At 46.1% G+C, this 17968-nt stretch carries 14 protein-coding genes; 9 read left to right on the top strand and 5 right to left on the bottom strand.

Translation table 11 applies throughout. The features are described 5' to 3' along the window. On the bottom strand, nt 1–685 hold a 685-nt coding region (locus tag ACYVR3_RS07710; protein WP_461243767.1), incomplete at its 3' end, for an NAD(P)H-hydrate dehydratase. 146 nt (nt 686–831) lie between these two features. Between ACYVR3_RS07710 and pepV the strand changes: the two genes are divergently transcribed. Together pepV and ACYVR3_RS07720 are read left to right on the top strand one after the other, a co-directional pair. After that, nucleotides 832–2241, top strand: a complete 1410-nt coding sequence (gene pepV, locus ACYVR3_RS07715) for a dipeptidase PepV (RefSeq protein ID WP_461243768.1) — start codon at nt 832–834, stop codon at nt 2239–2241. 46 nt (nt 2242–2287) lie between these two features. Further along, on the top strand, nt 2288–2752 hold the full coding sequence (locus ACYVR3_RS07720) for a universal stress protein (protein WP_461243769.1): 465 nt from the start codon (nt 2288–2290) through the stop codon (nt 2750–2752). A 978-nt stretch (nt 2753–3730) separates the two neighbouring features. Here ACYVR3_RS07720 and ACYVR3_RS07725 read toward each other — a convergent pair. After that, on the bottom strand, nt 3731–4837 hold the full coding sequence (locus tag ACYVR3_RS07725; RefSeq protein ID WP_461243770.1) for an iron-containing alcohol dehydrogenase family protein: 1107 nt from the start codon (nt 4835–4837) through the stop codon (nt 3731–3733). Nucleotides 4838–5313: 476 nt separating this feature from the next. On the opposite strand from ACYVR3_RS07725, the gene ACYVR3_RS07730 reads away from it, so the two are divergent. Next, entirely contained in the window at nt 5314–7464 is a 2151-nt protein-coding gene (locus ACYVR3_RS07730; RefSeq protein WP_461243771.1) for an amidase family protein, read from the top strand. A 76-nt stretch (nt 7465–7540) separates the two neighbouring features. Here ACYVR3_RS07730 and rsgA read toward each other — a convergent pair whose 3' ends face one another. Further along, on the bottom strand, nt 7541–8611 hold the full coding sequence (gene rsgA, locus ACYVR3_RS07735; protein ID WP_461243772.1) for a ribosome small subunit-dependent GTPase A: 1071 nt from the start codon (nt 8609–8611) through the stop codon (nt 7541–7543). A gap of 221 nt (nt 8612–8832) precedes the next feature. Continuing rightward, nucleotides 8833–9729, bottom strand: a complete 897-nt coding sequence (locus ACYVR3_RS07740; RefSeq protein ID WP_461243773.1) for a LysR family transcriptional regulator — start codon at nt 9727–9729, stop codon at nt 8833–8835. Between the two features lie 132 nt (nt 9730–9861). Here ACYVR3_RS07740 and ACYVR3_RS07745 point away from each other — a divergent pair, with 132 nt between their 5' ends. Both ACYVR3_RS07745 and ACYVR3_RS07750 read left to right on the top strand, forming a co-directional pair. Next, on the top strand, nt 9862–10842 hold the full coding sequence (locus ACYVR3_RS07745; RefSeq protein ID WP_461243774.1) for a zinc-dependent alcohol dehydrogenase: 981 nt from the start codon (nt 9862–9864) through the stop codon (nt 10840–10842). A gap of 17 nt (nt 10843–10859) precedes the next feature. After that, the gene (locus tag ACYVR3_RS07750) at nt 10860–12299 is read left to right on the top strand and encodes an FAD-dependent oxidoreductase (RefSeq protein ID WP_461243775.1); all 1440 of its coding nucleotides are present in this window, start codon (nt 10860–10862) and stop codon (nt 12297–12299) included. 184 nt (nt 12300–12483) lie between these two features. Here the strand turns inward: ACYVR3_RS07750 and ACYVR3_RS07755 are convergent, their stop codons facing one another. Continuing rightward, a complete protein-coding gene (locus tag ACYVR3_RS07755) occupies nt 12484–13359 on the bottom strand; it encodes a LysR family transcriptional regulator (RefSeq protein WP_461243776.1) in 876 nt (291 codons plus the stop codon). A 122-nt stretch (nt 13360–13481) separates the two neighbouring features. On the opposite strand from ACYVR3_RS07755, the gene ACYVR3_RS07760 reads away from it, so the two are divergent. From ACYVR3_RS07760 to ACYVR3_RS07775, 4 genes are all read left to right on the top strand, one after another. Next, nucleotides 13482–14465 carry a zinc-dependent alcohol dehydrogenase gene (locus ACYVR3_RS07760; protein ID WP_461243777.1) on the top strand — a complete coding sequence of 328 codons (984 nt, stop codon included), beginning with the start codon at nt 13482–13484 and terminating at the stop codon, nt 14463–14465. Nucleotides 14466–14492: 27 nt separating this feature from the next. Further along, entirely contained in the window at nt 14493–15335 is an 843-nt protein-coding gene (locus ACYVR3_RS07765; protein WP_461243778.1) for an SDR family oxidoreductase, read from the top strand. A 211-nt stretch (nt 15336–15546) separates the two neighbouring features. Continuing rightward, on the top strand, nt 15547–16464 hold the full coding sequence (locus tag ACYVR3_RS07770) for a serine hydrolase (protein ID WP_461243779.1): 918 nt from the start codon (nt 15547–15549) through the stop codon (nt 16462–16464). A gap of 321 nt (nt 16465–16785) precedes the next feature. Next, nucleotides 16786–17856 carry a 2,3-butanediol dehydrogenase gene (locus ACYVR3_RS07775; RefSeq protein ID WP_461243780.1) on the top strand — a complete coding sequence of 357 codons (1071 nt, stop codon included), beginning with the start codon at nt 16786–16788 and terminating at the stop codon, nt 17854–17856. Nucleotides 17857–17968 lie beyond the last annotated feature (112 nt).

Genomic DNA, 17968 nt, shown 5'->3' on the forward strand with positions numbered 1-17968 from the left:
TAAACTGAGCAGTAAAACCACCAATCATACCAGCCAGTGTATCACCCATCCCGCCAGTAGCTTGCGCCGGCGTGCCAGCCGAATTAAGGTAGGTTTCAGTCGCCGTATAGATTTTGGTGCGGTGGGCCTTTAAAACGACCGTTCCGTTAAGTTGGTCACGGACGACTCGATTGGCGTCATCCGTTTGGTCCGCAATTTTGATGCCAGATAGGCGCTGCCACTCCATTTGATGTGGCGTAAATACCAAATGGGCAACGGGCAACGTTAACTGATTTTGCGCAACAAGGTCGATAGCTGAGCCATCAATAATCAACGTTTGCGCTGGCGTCACAAGTTTGAAAACAGCATCGAGTACCTGACGACTCTGGTCAGTTGTCCCCAGACCGGGACCAATCACAATCGTATTCGCCGCTGTAACCAAGCTCGTTAAATCAGTTTGATTGGAAAAATCAGCTACCATAGCTTCGGGTAACCGAGCGTGTAGGCTAGTAAAGTTAATTGGATCAGTCAACGCGGTATTAAGCCCCGCACCGCTGTAAACGCTGGCTTCGGTGGCCATGATAATAGCGCCACCATAGTGGTCGTTGCCACCAACCAGACAGACCCGGCCGTAATTGCCTTTGTGGCTCTCAGCTGGTCGAACTCGGATCGTCTGGTTGAGAATCGTATCAGTTAAAATTTGCATTAAAAACATCTCACAATCATCGAATTGTTATGCTCTCCTTCAGTATACACACTCACCGGAAGAATCGCGATACTAATGGCTTTCACAGCCGGTTTTGTGCCAATTATGATAAAATAAAGGTGTAACCTATAATTGGAGGCATTCAAATGACCATTGACTGGAAAGCGACCGCTTCGACACACCGTGCGGCCTACTTAGATGATTTAACCAACTTAATTGCGATCGAAAGTGTTCGTGACGATAGCCAGGCAACGACTGAGACGCCACTAGGTCCCGGCCCTGCTAAAGCGCTCAAGGCGTTCTTAGCTATGGCAGAACGAGATGGCTTTAAAACCACAAACTTAGATAACTTAGCCGGTTTCGTCGAATATGGCGAAGGCGACGAGACCATTGCAATTTTAGCTCACGTTGACGTGATGCCAGCTGGTGAAGGTTGGTCAACTGAACCATTCAAACTGACCTTGAAGGATGGCAACGCATATGGCCGAGGTACTTCAGACGATAAGGGACCAGCCTTAGCTGCCTACTATGGTTTAAAGATTTTGAAGGAACAGGGCATTAAGCTCAACAAGAAGGTCCGCTTCATTCTCGGCACCGATGAAGAAAGCGACTGGACGGGAATGACCCACTACTTTGAAACCCAACCAGAACCAACGATGGGCTTCTCACCCGATGCTGAATTTCCGTTGATCAACGGTGAAAAGGGGAACGTTAGCTTTACGTTGACCACCCCTGGTACGAACGCCGGCGATTTTACGTTGAAGAATTTTGCGGCCGGACTTCGGGAAAACATGGTCCCTCGTGACGCAACCGCAACCGTTGAAACGGACGATAACGAGGCCATAGTGACGGCGTTTACCAAATACCTCGATGTTGCGCCTGTGACTGGTGATGTTTCAACTGACGGCGATGGCGTTCACTTCCACTTGATTGGGAAGGCCGCTCACGGAATGGAACCTAAGAACGGTATCAACGCTGGGACCTATCTGGCCCAATTCTTAGCCGGCTTTGATTTCGGTGGCGCTGCCGGCAACTTCCTGCGGTTATTAGGCGGGGACTTGCATGATGACTCACGTGTAACCAAGTTAGGGTTAGCATTTACTGATGATATCATGGGTGATTTAACCATGAACGTTGGGGTAATGGCCTTTGAAGCTGGCAAGGGTGGTCACTTAGTTCTGAACTTCCGTTACCCTAAGGGCATGACGGCTGATGACTTACAATCCGCGTTGGCGAAAGTTGCAACGACGAACGAATTCGAACTTAGCAAAGGCCGTGAGATGGTCCCTCACTACGTTGATCCACAAGATCCAATTGTGACGACGTTGATGGGAACCTACCGTGAACTAACCGGCGAAGCTACGGCCGAACCTGAAGTTGTCGGTGGCGGGACTTACGGTCGCTTGATGAAGCGCGGGGTTGCCTTTGGCGCGTTATTTGCTCACACCCCAGACACGATGCACCAAGTTGATGAATTTCAACCAGTCGATGACTTATTGTTGGCGATGGCAATTTACGGTCGCTCAATTGAGGCACTGGCGAACGGCGACCTTTAATTAATCGGCTACTAATCGAAACCTAGCAGAAAGGGAGTTGATGACGATGACAAACCAAGCGCAATATCACCGGATCATTGTGGGAATTGACGGGTCAAAACAGGCTGATCGTGCCGTTCAAAAGGCAATTGCGGCTGCCCGTCGAAACGAAGCGACGTTGTACCTCGTTAATGTGTTAAATTTGGGGAAACTCATCGGCCTAGGAACCGCTGAACTGGGGTTTGGCAGCGTCAATCAAGAAGCCCTGGATGACGTTAAGTTTCGAATGGAGCGATTGGTTGCAAAATACCGGGATCAAGCATTCGAAGCTGGGGTGACCCAAGTGGAGATGCACGTGACGTATGGCAATCCGAAGTTAGAACTAGGTAAGCACCTACCGAAGTTGTTTGACGCTGATTTAATTGTCCTTGGGGCGACCGGCGTTAACATGGTTGAACGAATGGTGTTGGGGTCAACTGCCAGTTATGCGGTTGCCAATGCACCGTGTGATGTTTTGATTGTCCGCCGGTAATTGATGAGTAAAAACAGTGCGCTATCTGGAAGGTTAAGCCTTCTAGATGGCGCACTGTTTTTGCCTTATGATGATGCAATCATTGATAGTTGCTGTCGTTTGTGTCCAGCGTAAGCATTCTTCTGTTTAGTTTGTGAAGTGCGGTGATTTGCGTGAACTGACGATTCCGGTAAGCGGCTAGGTTCCTGCTGTGGGGCCGGCCTGAGCCGAAGAGCGGTCTCAGGCCTCGAATTCAAACCTCGCCAAAACCCGTGCGAGTCTTGAATTCGTCCCCGATAATTGGCGGTTGTTGGAAGTTCGTCAACAACCACCAATTATCGCGACACAGCATCCACCTAGCCGCTTACCGAAATCTTACGTTGGCGTAAATCGGGCACTATTGTAGACCATCTCAAGTGCTTCACTGGAAGTCATGCTGCTGCAGTATGACAGCGATTGATGTCAACTCGGTAAACAACACAATCGGTCAGCAGTCGCCATTCCCATGGTGAACAAATGTAAGTCTATCCTGAACGTTGACTCAACTCGCTTGAACGTACTGCTGACCCGATGTCGTAACGTTGTCGTTCAACACTTACTGAGATGCTTGCAATTGTCAGCGTGCGACAGTTTGGCCCTTCATGATAAATTTTCGAGAGTGCGGTAATCGATGCCGAAAACCCGCAAACAAGAGGTCGGTCAGAAAATTGGGCTCAGTCGTGAAATTTCACTTAGCTGGTGAACTTCCAGCTTAGTGAAAGGCCGAATTCTGAGACGTGTTTTCCGGCTCAGAATCGTGCCCACGGCGTTCCAGCCCAAATTTTCTGACCGACCGGTTGTGCCCACAATATCATCCATGATTAACGCGCCAATGAAACCAAGTTTCACAAACTTCGCACACTGTCGCTGGACACAAACGTAAGTCTAAACTATCGCAATAAAAAAACAACGTCCCTCAACCGAGTTTAACTCAGCCGAGGGGCGTTATTAGTATATCTGTTATTTAGCCGTTGCCGTTTCAGCGGTGATAGCTTCAACCGTCATAATTGCTTGTTTCGTCACTTCTGCGGTTACGGGTTCATCCGTTGGTACGAAGTGCATCTGCGTGTGTGGGTCAGCTGCTGTAGCCACCAACTTATCAATATCAGCATCGCTAGTGTCTGCCAAGTCCACGTCTGCCAAGTTGGTTGGCAAATTCAAAGTCCGGTAGAATGGCAACAAGCGTTTGAGTTCATCCGTCTTGCCTTCAATGGCGAGGAGAACTAGAATCCCATACGCGACCTTAGCACCATGCAGGTGAGGGGCGGTTTGTGGGAAGATGGTCAATGCATCATGAATTGCATGCGCACCAGAGGCGCGACCGTAATCATCGCCCCAACCACCAACGGTTCCGGCCATGACGGTCACCGTTTCGGCAACTTGACGCCATTCAGGTGTCAAGCGACCAGCCTTCATGTCTTCAACCGCTTGTTCAGCGTACTTCATCAACACTTCGCGACAGTTGTTGGCCATTTGACGAGAAATGGTCAATGCAACGGTGTACTGGTCTTCAGGTAGTTTTTGGAAGATCAGTTCTGATTCGTAGTATTTGGCTAACGTATCACCGATACCAGCTACGAAATACTCAATTGGTGAATTCAAAATAACTTTTGGATTCAACAGTGTTAAGTTAGCGGTTTCGTTGTAAATTTCATGGCCGATGTGTTCGCCGTTTTCCTTGTAGTGCACGGAAATTGCGGACCATGGGGAGCAGTTGCTGGCCAGCGTTGGAATCAATACTAAGTAACGATGGGTGCCAGTAGTCACACTCTTAGCGGTGTCTAGTACTTTACCACCACCGAGACCAATCACCATTTCGGCGTTGTTTTCGTCGGCAATGGCCTTGACCCGGTCAATTTCTTCGAATGAACATTCGCCGTTGAATTGAACGTCAGTGACATTAAATTCAGCCGGCCATTCTGGTAGATATGGCTTGGCGGCAGCGAGTGATTTGGTGCCGTGTAGGAATAACACGTTCTTCACGTTTAAGCTGGCCATGAACCCTGGTAATTGGTCATAAGCCTCGTTATCTGATATGTAGCGTTGTGGTCCACTTTGTGAAATCATTGTCGTCAGTCCCTTACTATTGCCTGCAGATAAGCTACAGGCGTTATGTATTTTTGATCAAGCTATTGCGTTGAATAGCTAACGTGAAGTTATTATCGGCTTGTGATTATGAAAAGTCAAGGAAAATTCTCATTCGTTTCTTATAAAAAGCAAATTAAGGTTTAACTGCAAATTTTGAACGTGAAATTTTTTTGAAAAGAATTGAAAATTAGCTTACGTATTAATTATAAGCTAATAGATATAATTAGTAAGTAGATTGTAAAATTAACCAGTAATAATCCAGAGTTTGATTAAGAATGTGAGTCATAGACACAATGAAATGGTATAAATGTATTGTTTTTCACAAATATTATTAATTGAATCAATTATAATTACCAATCACATTAACTAATGTATTTTGATGTAAAACGCTTCCATTTTCAGTGAAATCATTGTACGCTATTAACTGAAATTCAATTGAAAACGGGGGCATTGAGATGGTTTGGTTAAAGGGACATCGGCGGCAATCACTTAAATTGGGACTGGTGATTGCGTCGGTATCACTGGGGTTATTTGGTGTAGCAAGTTTAACACCGAGTGAAGCCGTTGTTGCGGCAACAACGACAACCACGCAACAACAAGCAACATTAACGCTTAGCGAATACGAGCACGCATCAGCACTACAGCTTGCGCAGATGGTTCGGAGCGGCAAAGTCACCAAGCAGCAATTGATCCAGTTAGCGATGACCAAAATTAAGCAGGATAATCCGCAGTTGAATGCGGTTTTGACTTTGCGGGAGGATAAGGCACTTAGTGAGGCGGATGCCATGACCGATACGGGGCAACCATTTTATGGCGTCCCCATTCTAATCAAGGGACTTGCCCAAGAACTGTTAGGCGAACCAGCCACTCAGGGCTTGCCTTATTCCAGTGATCGAGTTGCCAGCTATACGAAACCGTTTGTGAAGCAACTGCAGAGTTTGGGATTTGTGGTCATCGGTCAAACGAATTATCCAGAGTTGGGACTCCTCAACGTCACAACATCGAAACTCTATGGCACCGCGTCTAATCCGTGGGACACTGCGAATAATCCTGGTGGGTCATCCGGTGGTGCGGCGGCCAGTGTTGCTGACGATATGGTACCGCTAGCAACTGGCAACGATGCCGGTGGCTCGATTCGAATTCCAGCGTCATGGTCAGGTACGATTGGCTTGAAACCAACTTCGGGGATGATTGTCGGTGATAGTGCAACCAGTTCCATGGCCAGTTTTGCCGAAACGGAATCGATGGCGGACACGGAAGCGCTGTTTGATAATATGTTAAGCGGCAAAGTCACCGCTGAAGCTGCCCCAAGTGATTTGAAGGGCCAAACAATTGCTTACTCAACCAAATCACCCGTGGGAACGCCGGTCAGTCAAGACGCGGTTAATGCGGTTAATCAGACCGTAGCGTTTTTGAAGCGGCAGGGCTTTAACGTGAAGCAAGTTGATAGCCCGGTTGACGGTAAAGCGCTCATGATGGCTTATTATAAATCGGCAACCAGTAGCGGCTATGCGGCGAACACCTTTGCGCGTAGTAAATTTCACCGGGATCTCGAAGCGGATGATGGCGGCATTATGACTTATGCCTTGTATGAAGCAAGTAAGAAGCTGAATCCGAACACGGATGGGGTTGCGGTTAAGCAAACTATTGCCACTGCAACCCAGCAGATGGTGGACTTCCATAAACAGTACCCACTGTATTTGACACCAACCACCGCAACCACGGCACCAAGTAATAGTGACCCAGCTTTCTTACCAGAATACGTGGCCAAGTTACGTAACATTGGTAGTTTGGATAGCGCGGCTCAGATGCAGTTGATTTACGACGCGTGGTTACACGGGTTGAGCAAATCGCCGTTTACGCAGCTTGCTAATTTAACTGGTGAACCGGCGATTAGTTTGCCAACCTATGTGAGCGCTGATAAGCTGCCGCTAGGGGTTCAGTTTCAGGCGGCTAAGGGGCAGGATCGGCTCTTGTTGGCAATGGGGAAACTGTTTGAAGATCAAGGTCAGTTGAAGATGCGTGATACACAAAATCAGACTGATACATCGGATAACGGTGCAGCAAATACGGATGCGACAACCTCAACAACGCCAACTCAAACACCTGACATGACGCCACAAAAGCCAACCCAAAAACCAGTCACGACACCGACTAAGCCAGCAACCAAAGCGGGTTATCCTAAAGCCGTGTACGCCAAAACTGGCATTAACGTTTACAAGGATGTTGAGTTGACGCATCGAGTTAAGCATTTCACGAAACAAGCTCGCACTAAGGCCGTCACGTTTAACGTTTTGGGGGTCGCTTATTCGAAAGGCGGCGCATTGCGCTACCGGGTTAAGGGTGGTTATATCACCGCAAACAAGCAAGTTACCGCCGCGCTTTATTATCAAACTAATCCCAAACGCGTTCGAGTAGTTGCCGCTCACGGAATTTATGAGTATCAAAAGTTTCAATTTAAGGCTTCGCAACGAACCACACACCTGAAAAAGGGCGCCATTGTAACGGTTAAATTGATTAAACAACAAGGCAAGTTAGTACGGTTACAGTTGACAAATGGTCAGTGGGTAACGGGGAATAAGACCTGTTTGATTCAAACCAAGTAAGGCAAACTGAAAACAGTTCTGAGAACAACGGTATACGCCGAGGTCCTCAGAACTGTTTTTTAGTGGTTCAATTTAGCTAATGTCGCTTTCGACGTGCTTGTTGCATCGCCGTTTTCATGGCTTTTTTGCTGCCAAACATTCGGTTGATCTTGGCTGCTTCACGCGCTCGACCACGAAGAACGGTGTTCTCGGTTTGCTCATCGGTGAGTTGCTGGTAGTTTCTTAACCGTTGGGCATCAAGTTGACCAGTGTTAACGGCAGCTTGAACGGCACAACCGGGTTCATGCGTGTGGGTGCAGTTATTGAATTTGCAATTGACGGCCAACGCTAAAATATCTTGAAAGGTTGCGTCAACGTCGGCATCTAACAGGCCCAGTTCACGCATACCAGGCGTATCGATCACAAGACTGCCAGTTGGTAGTTGAAAGAGATCGCGACCAGTCGTGGTGTGACGGCCATGGGCATCACTTTGACGAACGGCTTGGGTGGCTAAGGTCCCATTGCCCAACAATCGGTTGATTAGGGTGCTTTTGCCGACACCAGATGACCCAATCAAGGCGTAGGTTAGTTGAGGTTTCAATAACTGTTCAAGGGATTGAAGACCATCAGCCGCAACGGCATTACACACAATAACGGGTGATGAGCCAGCGATGGCGCTAACGGTCAGCAGTTGATTCTCCCAATCACTAGCCTGATCAGCCTTAGTTAAAACAACCGTTGCCTGAGCGCCGGATGCATGTGCTAATGACAAATAACGTTCAAGTCGCCGCAGATTAAAGTTTTGATCAAGCGCCATACAGATCAGCAACACGTCCACATTGGCTGCAATTAATTGCGCCGAACTAGTGCGACCAGCGGCTTTTCGCATCAACAAGCTTTGGCGTGGCAATAAACGCTCAATCACCGCAGTGTCAGCCACTTCACGAATGCCGACCCAGTCACCGACAGTTGGGTAATCTTCTGCTTCAAATGCCGTATTAAGTAACCGACCGGCAAGGGTTGCCCGAACGATTTTTTCATCGGCTGCCACCATCAAGAGCGTTCGGTTAACACTTATAACACGACCGAGGCTTAATGACGAAGTAAGTTGGGCCGCTAATTCTGAGGTGGCACCGAGTTGACTTAAAGTTAAGGGTTTAAAATTCAATTTGTTGCTCCTCCTGGAGATAATCTGGAGGGTGCTAGTTGTGAGCATTGCCCTCCTGTGACAAGACGGGGTTCACAACAATATCCGAGATTAACATACACGGTTTCCTTTCCGCTCACCGGCTTGGTGCGGGTGAGGCTTAAGGGTAGTTTAGCATAGTGTTGAGCAGGAAGAAAGTGGTGACTTGAACGAAGATGAGCTACTATGTGGATGCTATTTAATCACATGATATTTTCAATCCAACCACAGTAATGATTAAAAAGTTGAGTGAGTTCTGACTGATTGGATTTCAGATAAGCCCAACCAATTGTTAGCGAGCAAGCTTGCGGTTTCATTTGCGGAATCGGACAGTAAGTCAAGTCAAAGGTCCGTTGATCAACGACTTTTTGTGGTAGAAATGCATAGCTGGGAGTGGTTGATGTCGACAGCATTATCAACAATGATAATAGTGAATCCGTACTAATCTGAGGGGAAGTCAGTTCGAGTTGCTGGCGGATTCGGGTTGTCATCGGGCCAAAATGGCTATCAGTATTAAAGTGATAACTGATTTCAGTTAATTGATTAAGATCAGCGGGTTTAAAAGACTGTCGTTCAAGCGTGGTGGGGTAAGCAATGACGTAGCGATCTTTCATAATTGGAATCCAATTTAAGTCTGGTGAATCGTCGACAATGCTGGTGGCAAGGTCGCAGCGGTGTTGTCTTAAATCGCTTAGCGTTTCGGCAAATGAATTATGACGAACGTTGACGGTAATCTCTGGGAAAAAGCGTAAGAATTGTTTGATTTGAGTTTGAATACTTTTTAGGCCAGGAGTGACGTAGGTCTCCAGCGTTAATGGTGGTGTATCTTTAGCGAGGTTGAATTGACTGTGTTGAATTTTGAGTAACCCGTCCTGATAGGTGTCAAGAATGGTTTGCGCCGTTTGTTGAAAAATTTTACCGGCTAATGTCAACTCTATGTGATGATATGAGCGTTCTAATAACGGTGTCCCAATTTCTTTTTCGAGTTGCGTAATTTGAAAACTAATTGAAGGCTCAGTCATAAAAAGCATACTGGCGGCTTCCGTCATTGAGCCATATTTGGCGACAGCAACGAAACATTTTAAACGAACAAAATTCATGATGGTAACCTCGATAGGATAGAATAATTTGATTTTACTTAGCAATTAAAATCTATTTTACGCCATTTGTAATAGCGCTTACAATAAAAATGTGAAAACAAGTTAAGTATTGAACATACAGGAGGGTTACTGATGAAACGACAATCTGTTTATTGGCCAAAGGCCGGCATTGCGGAATTTCACGAGTCAGAGATGCGTGCACCAAAGGAAAATGAAGTGCTGATTCACACACAATATTCGTTGGTGAGTCAAAGTAAGGAACGTGAATGGTTAGAAAATGATCACGCCCACGTTGTGATTGGCACAACTTTTCCGTTTATTCCGGGGTACAGTTCGGCTGGCGAGGTCCTTGAGGTTGGCGAAAATGTCACTCGTTTTAAAAAAGGCGATAAGGTAATTGGCGCTCCCGTTTATGGTGCGCATTCAAATTTGACTTACGTTGATGAAGGCGCCGTTTATTCGGTTCCGGATAATGTTGTGTTGGATGATGCCGTTTTCTATAATCTTGGCATGACAGCACTATATTCATTAAGAATGGCTGATATTCATTTAGGTCAATCAATTGCGCTGATTGGCCAAGGTGTTGTTGGTCAACTCGCAACTCAGGCCGCTAAAGCGAGTGGCTATTCCCCAATTGTTGTTTTTGATATTCAGGAAGACCGGCGAAAAAAAGCGTTAGCTAATGGTGCTGATTATGCGTTTGATCCCAGTGATCAAGCCGCGATTGATGAATTTTTAAAGACATCGGGTGAACTTGACGCTGTCATCGATATGTCGGGGAGTAACGCGGGGATGAATCAGGCACTCCACCTTGCTAAACCATTAGGCACCGTTGTTTTTTGCTCCGGAAATAACGATCCGCAGTTACTGAACTATGGTGAGATTTTCATTAAGTGTCTGACCGTTAAGGGATCATTTGTTAATATGCAGATGGACCTTCAAAAACAGTGCATTCACGAATTTTTACACTTGCTGAGTACTGGCCAAGTGGTTGCGCCAGAACACGCTGATACAATTTATTCACCAACCGATGAAACGATTAAAACGATTTATGGGCGAATTCTGAAAAAGGATCGGACGCTTAATAATCCAATTTTCAAGTGGTTCGATTAACTGAAAGGACTTTTAATATGAAACCAACTCAAAAACAGTACGACGTCATTATTGTCGGTGGTGGGGCTTCCGGACTTACCGCTGCTTATCAGGCTGCGTTAAATCAGCTTAAGGTTTTAGTCATTGAAAAAGGCCATACGCTTGGTGGCGGTGGCAATTACATGGAAGGCGCTTTTGCGGTTAACTCACCGATTCAAAAAGCGCAGGGCGTGCAATTAGACGGTCAACAAATTCTTAACGATTCGTTAACGTATTCGCATCATCTCGCTGATTATCGCTCGTTAAAACAATTTATCGCGCATTCAGCGGACAACATTCAGTGGTTAAGTGATCTGGGCGTTAAATTTTCAACATTGATGTATACGATGCATCTTTATGAAGGTGGCGGTAAATCAGTGATTGCAACCCTTAAACAACACGCTCTGGATCAAGGGGTTGAGGTGATTACCTCGGCTCAAGTCAGTGAATTACTAACGGATGCGGACCACGGTGTGGTGGGTGTTAACATGCATGATTTAGAAACCGATGAACAGTATTCATTAACGAGTTCAGCAACCATTTTAGCAACAGGCGGCTACCTTGATAATTCTGAAATGATCGATGAAATGACGCACTATAACAGTAGCCAACTATTATCTGTTAGTTCAGGTAAATCAACTGGTGATGGGTTGAAATTAGCTTGGTCAGTTGGGGCTCGAAAGTTTAATCAGTGTATTCAGTTTTCAGGTGGTCAGGTGAAAAATACCAGCAAACCAGTTTATGAAAATTGGCGAGATCAATTAAATGGGGCTGCTAATCAGCAGGGGTTATTATGGGTAAACGAGTTGGGCGATCGATTTGTTAACGAAGTCCAGGTACTCGATTCGTTTTGTGAATCCGGGAATGCCTTGACAACGCAAAATCGCGTTTTCTCGGTATTGGATCAGGGAACCATCGATCACCTGATGCAGACAGGGTTGTTACGGCCAATGAACACGTTCTTCTATGAGCAACCAGTTTTGCCTGATTTGCAGAATGAATTATCGGAAGCGATTGCTAAAAAAGTACCGTACATCCATAAAGCAGATACGGTGGCCGAATTGGCGCAATTAACCGGATTAACGCATTTACCAGCGACAATCAACCGGTATAATGAGTTAGCCGCGAGCGGCAAAGATACTGATTTTGGTAAAGATGCCAAGTATTTACTGCCATTGGATAAAGCGCCATATTACGTTATTGAAGACGGCATTTCGGCGTTCTGTGCTTCTGGTGGACTACAAGTTAACCTGAAAAATCAGGTGTTAACGAAGAATGGCCACATCATTAAAGGGCTTTATGCGACGGGCAATGATGCCGCTGGGGTACTGGAAGGTGAAACCTATAATACCAACGCGCCAGGGACCACTTCTGGGTATACCATCTTTTCGGGACGAAATGCAGCCAACGCGATTGCTGACACTTTGAATCAAGCATAATCGAGTGCTCACGGGACGCAATGGCTTGATGATTGATAGGCAAGTGCATAAGTGCGGGTAAATAACAACAGCTCACTCAATTTTTGAGTGAGCTGTTTGCGTTCGTTGGTTGGCAACCAATCAAATTTCAAAATATGGGCGTGTTTCAAATGAGGTTACTTCAGATTGAGTATCAGTATGTTCGCTAACTATCATACGAAATAAACGACAAAAACGCTGCAACGGTATCGTTATCTAACGAATTAGGATAACACCAGCCTAAACTCATCATCGTCGGCAGATCCGTTGCAATCGTCGCGTACCCGAGACCGGGAACGTTTTGGGGGATTTGAGATTGCGGCAAAATCGTAAAGGCTGGTTCCATCAGTAATTCGGTCAACATCAGGTCTAGTGATGAATATTGTTTGATTTGTCCATTAAAATTAGCTTCGGTTAGCAAAGCCGTGGGCTGTTGGTAGACGAAACCTTCAGGACCGTATCTTAATTTAAGGTAGGCGAATTGCTGAAGGTCTTTTAGATTGAGTGGTTGCGTGAATCGGTCAAGTTCCTTTTTGGCTGCCAGTACGATTAGTTGGTCCGGCGACTCTTGGTGCCAATTGAGTTGTGGCGCATCATGATCAACGATGCCCAATCCAAGATCGGCCTTCCCGGTCAAAACATCCCCAATGGCGTCTGATGAATAGCGTTGACTAAGTTTGACATCAACGTTAAAGGCCGTTTTAAAATGGACCAGTTGATTAATAAAAACCTGAAACTGCGGGGTGACGTACATTGAAACTCGCAGTGGTTCGGCGGCTTGATGACCAACCTGCCAGAGATCAACTAATGATTGGTTGTAATCCGCTAGAATTTTTTGGGCTGATTGAAGAAAACTTTCGCCGGCTGGGGTTAAGGTGACCGAATGGTGGTCGCGAATCAATAGTGTTTGATTGAGCTCAGCCTCCAAACTTTTAATTTTGGCACTAATTGCCGGTTGTGAAATAAAATTTTTTCGTGCCGCTTTGGTAAAATTCAATGATTTAGCGACGTCAACGTAGTATTTAAGTGAATCGAAATCCATTTAGACACCTTCCTTGTTATAAGTTTCACTTATGATCCGTTATCATTATCCGGTATTTCCACTTTATTGTAAACGCTTTTAGAATGAAACTGTACTTAAAAAGAACTTAGGAGGCAGTTATCATGCTTAGAAAATCGGTTTATTGGTCAGCGGCCGGCGTTGCAGAATACCACGAATCGGAAACTCGACCAGTTAAGGACGATGAAGTGTTGATCGCAAACCACTATTCATTGATCAGTCAGAGTAGTGAGCATAGTTGGTTCGTGAACGATAAGGCCCACGTGGTGTTGGGCACGACCTTCCCGTTTATCCCGGGTTACAGTGCCGCGGGGTACGTTGAAGAAGTTGGCAAAAATGTCACGAAGTTTAAACCAGGGGATAAAGTCATTGGCGCACCAGTCACTGGCGCCCATTCCAACTTTACCTACGTGGAAGAAATCAACACGTACCATGTGCCAGACAACGTCGCGTTGGATGATGCGGTTTTCTACAATCTGGGCATGACCGCACTCTTCACGCTCGATAAAGCGGCGTTACATTTAGGTCAATCAGTTGCCATTATCGGCGCCGGTGTTGTTGGCCAAATTGCGATTCAGGGCGCTAAGGCGGATGGGTTGCATCCCATCATTGCATTTGATATTCAAGAACAACGACGTCAGGCAGCTAAGGATGCCGGTGCGGATTATGTACTTGATCCCAATGATTCAGCGGCCGTCGAGAGCCTGATCAGTGAGCTGGGTGGCGGTGTCGATGCAGCGCTAGACGTTTCTGGGAGTAATGCTGGGATGAATCTCGCCATTCATTTGGCTAAGCCTTTAGGTGAAGTAATCTTCTGTACTGCTAACAATGATGATCAAACGTTGCGTTACGGGGAATTGTTTATGAAGAACTTGACGTTAAAGGGCGATTTTGTGAACACCGAATGGGATCGCCAACGTAAAGCAATCAGTAATTTTCTCTGGTTACTGAGTGCGGGTAAGATCAAGGCACCACAACACGCCGATACGATTTATGAACCAACGGATGAAAACATTAAGATGCTGTACGGAAAGGTTTTGCAGCATGATAACACGATTAACAACCCGATCTTCAAGTGGCGTGAGTAATTGACTTTAATTTAGGAGGAAAAGCACATGACAAAAGTTTTAGTAACCGCATCGTTCGGTCATATTGGCCAAACCATTATTCCGTTATTGGCAGCGGATGGCGTTGAGGTCCGGGCAGTTGATCCTGATCCAGCGAATGAATCAGCATTAAAGAAATTGGGTGCCAAGGAAGTCATCGTTGGCGATATTCGCCGGGATGAGATTATTGATCAGGCAGTTGAAGGCGTCGATAAAATTCTCTTGATTTTACCGGATGCGTTAACGGGCATTGTCCCAATGGCGATGCGAATCATTGCGGCCGCGGAAAAATACAATGTGAAACACTTCGTCTTCTCATCGTGTCTCAACACCGTTATGGAATTGGTTCAGCACTGGGAAAAATACGAAATCGAAGATGCGCTGATGGGCTCCACGCTCAATTACACCATCACTAAACCAAGCGGCTACATGGAAGGTCATTTTCCAACTGGCCCAGATAGCGTCTTTGAAACCGGTGTCTACACAACGTTTATCAAGGTTGACCAACCTTCCAATATGATTAGTTTGACGGACATCGCAGCTGCCAATGAAAAAGTGTTGTTAAGTGATGACGAGTACTATGCTTGCTCATTAGACCTCTGTTCAGCTGGTAATCGAACGACGCGGGAATACGCGCAAGAGATTTGTGACAAGACCAATCAAAAACTCCAAATTAACCAGATTCCAGTTCCCGAATTTCCAACGGTGCACGCTAACGATCAATTTGGTCGGATCGCGGCATATCATGGTAACCATCCTTATAAGGGCAACCCGCTTGATTTTAACGCTTTGATGGGCCGGCCAGCAAAGACCTTCAGCGAATACGTTGATGAAGTAATTGCTGGCAAGTAATGCTTATTGATTTTGTGAAAGTTATCATTCCACGGAAGAGCCGATTGTCGGCTCTTTTTGCGTTGCTAGGGTTCACTTCACATCCGTCAAATTTAGATGACATGGAACTTAATTAGAGATAAGAAATATAAAGAAATTGATTGAGTAAGTTTCACAGCTTAAGGTATACTAATGGTGTTAAATACTAATTGATGATTAAGGATGGGATGATATGCGACTAGTTCACTTGATCCAAAAAATTATCGTGAGTACGGTCGGCGTTACAGCGTTAGCGTCTGGCGGGATTGCAGTCACAGCACATGCGCAAGCAACGCCACAGCAAGTTACGGCGCAACAACGGACAGTTAAAAATCAGTTGCAGACTTATATCAATCGTGTCACCAAGGACGGGACCGCTAGTGTGGCCTTCTATAATCTGGGCGCATACAACAACACGCCAGCTGGCCGTGCGCAAAGCCGGGCTTTTTATGCTCCTGGTAAGCTAGCGGTTTATAGCAAGAATGCCCATAAGGCCTACACTTCGGCTAGTACCTATAAGCTGTTCGTGGCGGCGAATATCTACTCGCGCATCCACTATCAAAATTTAAGTCGAAGTATCACCAAGACCACGGGTTTTCAGGAAATGATCCTGCATAGTCGCAACGAATTTGCGGAGCACTATCTACAAACACATGGCTATGATCGAGTGAATGCGTTCAATGCCCATCAAAATTGGTATTCACACGTCTTTGCGACAGGCAGAGCAGCCCGCACAACGGCCGCGACATTAGTTTCAGTAGTTCGAAAGCTGGATCAGCAACAATATCCGTTTAACGATGCAACCAGCCGTAACCAGTTATTATCGTTGATGCGGCGACAAGTTTATCGTTCCGGGATTCCCAAGGGGGCGGCGGCCGCAAATAAGGGAAGCAAAGTGGCGGATAAAGTTGGGTGGCTGTATTCGTTTAATAACGATGCCGGCATCGTGACGTTACCTAATGGCCAGCGCTATGTTCTCGTTGTCATGACGCACGGTCACGGCCAAAGTGGGTTTAGCGGCTTTCCACGGATTGCGACGATTACTAAGAATGTGCAAAAAATTGTCTATGGTGCATCGACGTCTCAAAAAGTTGCGGCACTGTACCAATGAGCGTGGATAATGCCTTGATTAATTCGGACGACGATTTGAATGATTACGATTGCGCGTACGTGGATGAAACGATTGCCGGGAAGTAGGGTTGTTGTATTTGTGAAAAATGTCGTTCCGTTAAAAGAGCCGGTATTTGGCTCTTTTTTATAGCAATCAACGGCGATAATGGACGCTGAGAGACCCGAACGGTAGTCGCTTACAAAAATTAATTTCTTAAATTATGAAAGCGCTATCAAAAAATAGCTTGTGTTACGAATTTGTGAGGTTTATCATGTATTTGTAATTAAATATTGTTCTATCATTCATTAGGAGGCCATCAACATGAAAGCAGTTCGAATTTACGGCGAAAAAGATATTCGGGTCGAAGATGTTGCGATTGAGGATCCCAAAGACGATGAAGTTCAAGTTAAGGTTAAGTACTGCGGTATCTGCGGGAGTGACCTGCACGCTTACTTGGAAGGCTGGGGTTTGCCGACTGTACCTCATCCGTTAACCGGGAAGACGGTGCCAATCACGCTGGGCCACGAATTTTCAGGTGAAGTGGTCAAAATCGGGAAAGATGTGACTAATCTGAAGTTAGGCGATAACGTCGCAATCGAACCATTGATTGCCTGTGGCAAGTGTGAAAACTGTCGGAAGGGCGACTACAACTTCTGTAACAACGCTGTGGGTCCCGATGGCTCTGGGAACTTCCTCGGTTTCTCGCAAGATGGTGGCTTTGCAGAGTTCGCAAACGTTCAAGGCGTCTTTGCGCACAAACTGCCAGAAGGCATGGATCCTAAATTAGGCGCTGTTGCTGAACCTACCGCCGTGGTTTATGAAGCCGTGAAGAAGAGTGGTCTCCAAGAAGGTCAAAACGTTGCCGTTATGGGCGCTGGCCCAATTGGGCTGTTGATGGCCTTGTTAGCTAAAATCAGTGGTGCGAACAATATTTATATCGTTGATGTTTCCGAAGTTCGGTTGGAAAAGGCAAAGGAATTGGGAATCGAAAAAACTTTGAATCCTAAAGAAGTCGACGTGAACGATGCCATTCGTAAGGAATTGCCAAACGGCGTTGATATTACCTTCGAATGTGCCGGGGCACAAGCAACCTTCGATACCGCACTGAAGGTAACGAAACGGACCGGGGTGCTTCAAGTAGTCGCGTTGTTTGGCCAAGACGTTTCAATGAACATGACGGATGCTGTGATCATGCAAGGTATCGATATCATCACCACGTTATGCTACAACAACAGTTTCCCAGCCGTTTTAGGGATCATTAACAATAACCAAGAAGACTTCCGGAAGATCATTACTAAGGAAATCGGCTTGGATCAAGCAGTGGATGAGGGGATCAAGTCCTTGTCTGAGGATAAATCGCAAGTGAAGATTCTGGTATCGCCAGATTTGTAATGTGAAATGAATGGGTAGGTCACCTGATTTAAGTGGGTGGCCTATTTAATTTGGAATTAAAAAAACAAAGTGAGAGCGGTGCGCGTAGATAGGCGTGTAAGGGAGGATAGTA

Source organism: Secundilactobacillus muriivasis (genome assembly GCF_054785195.1).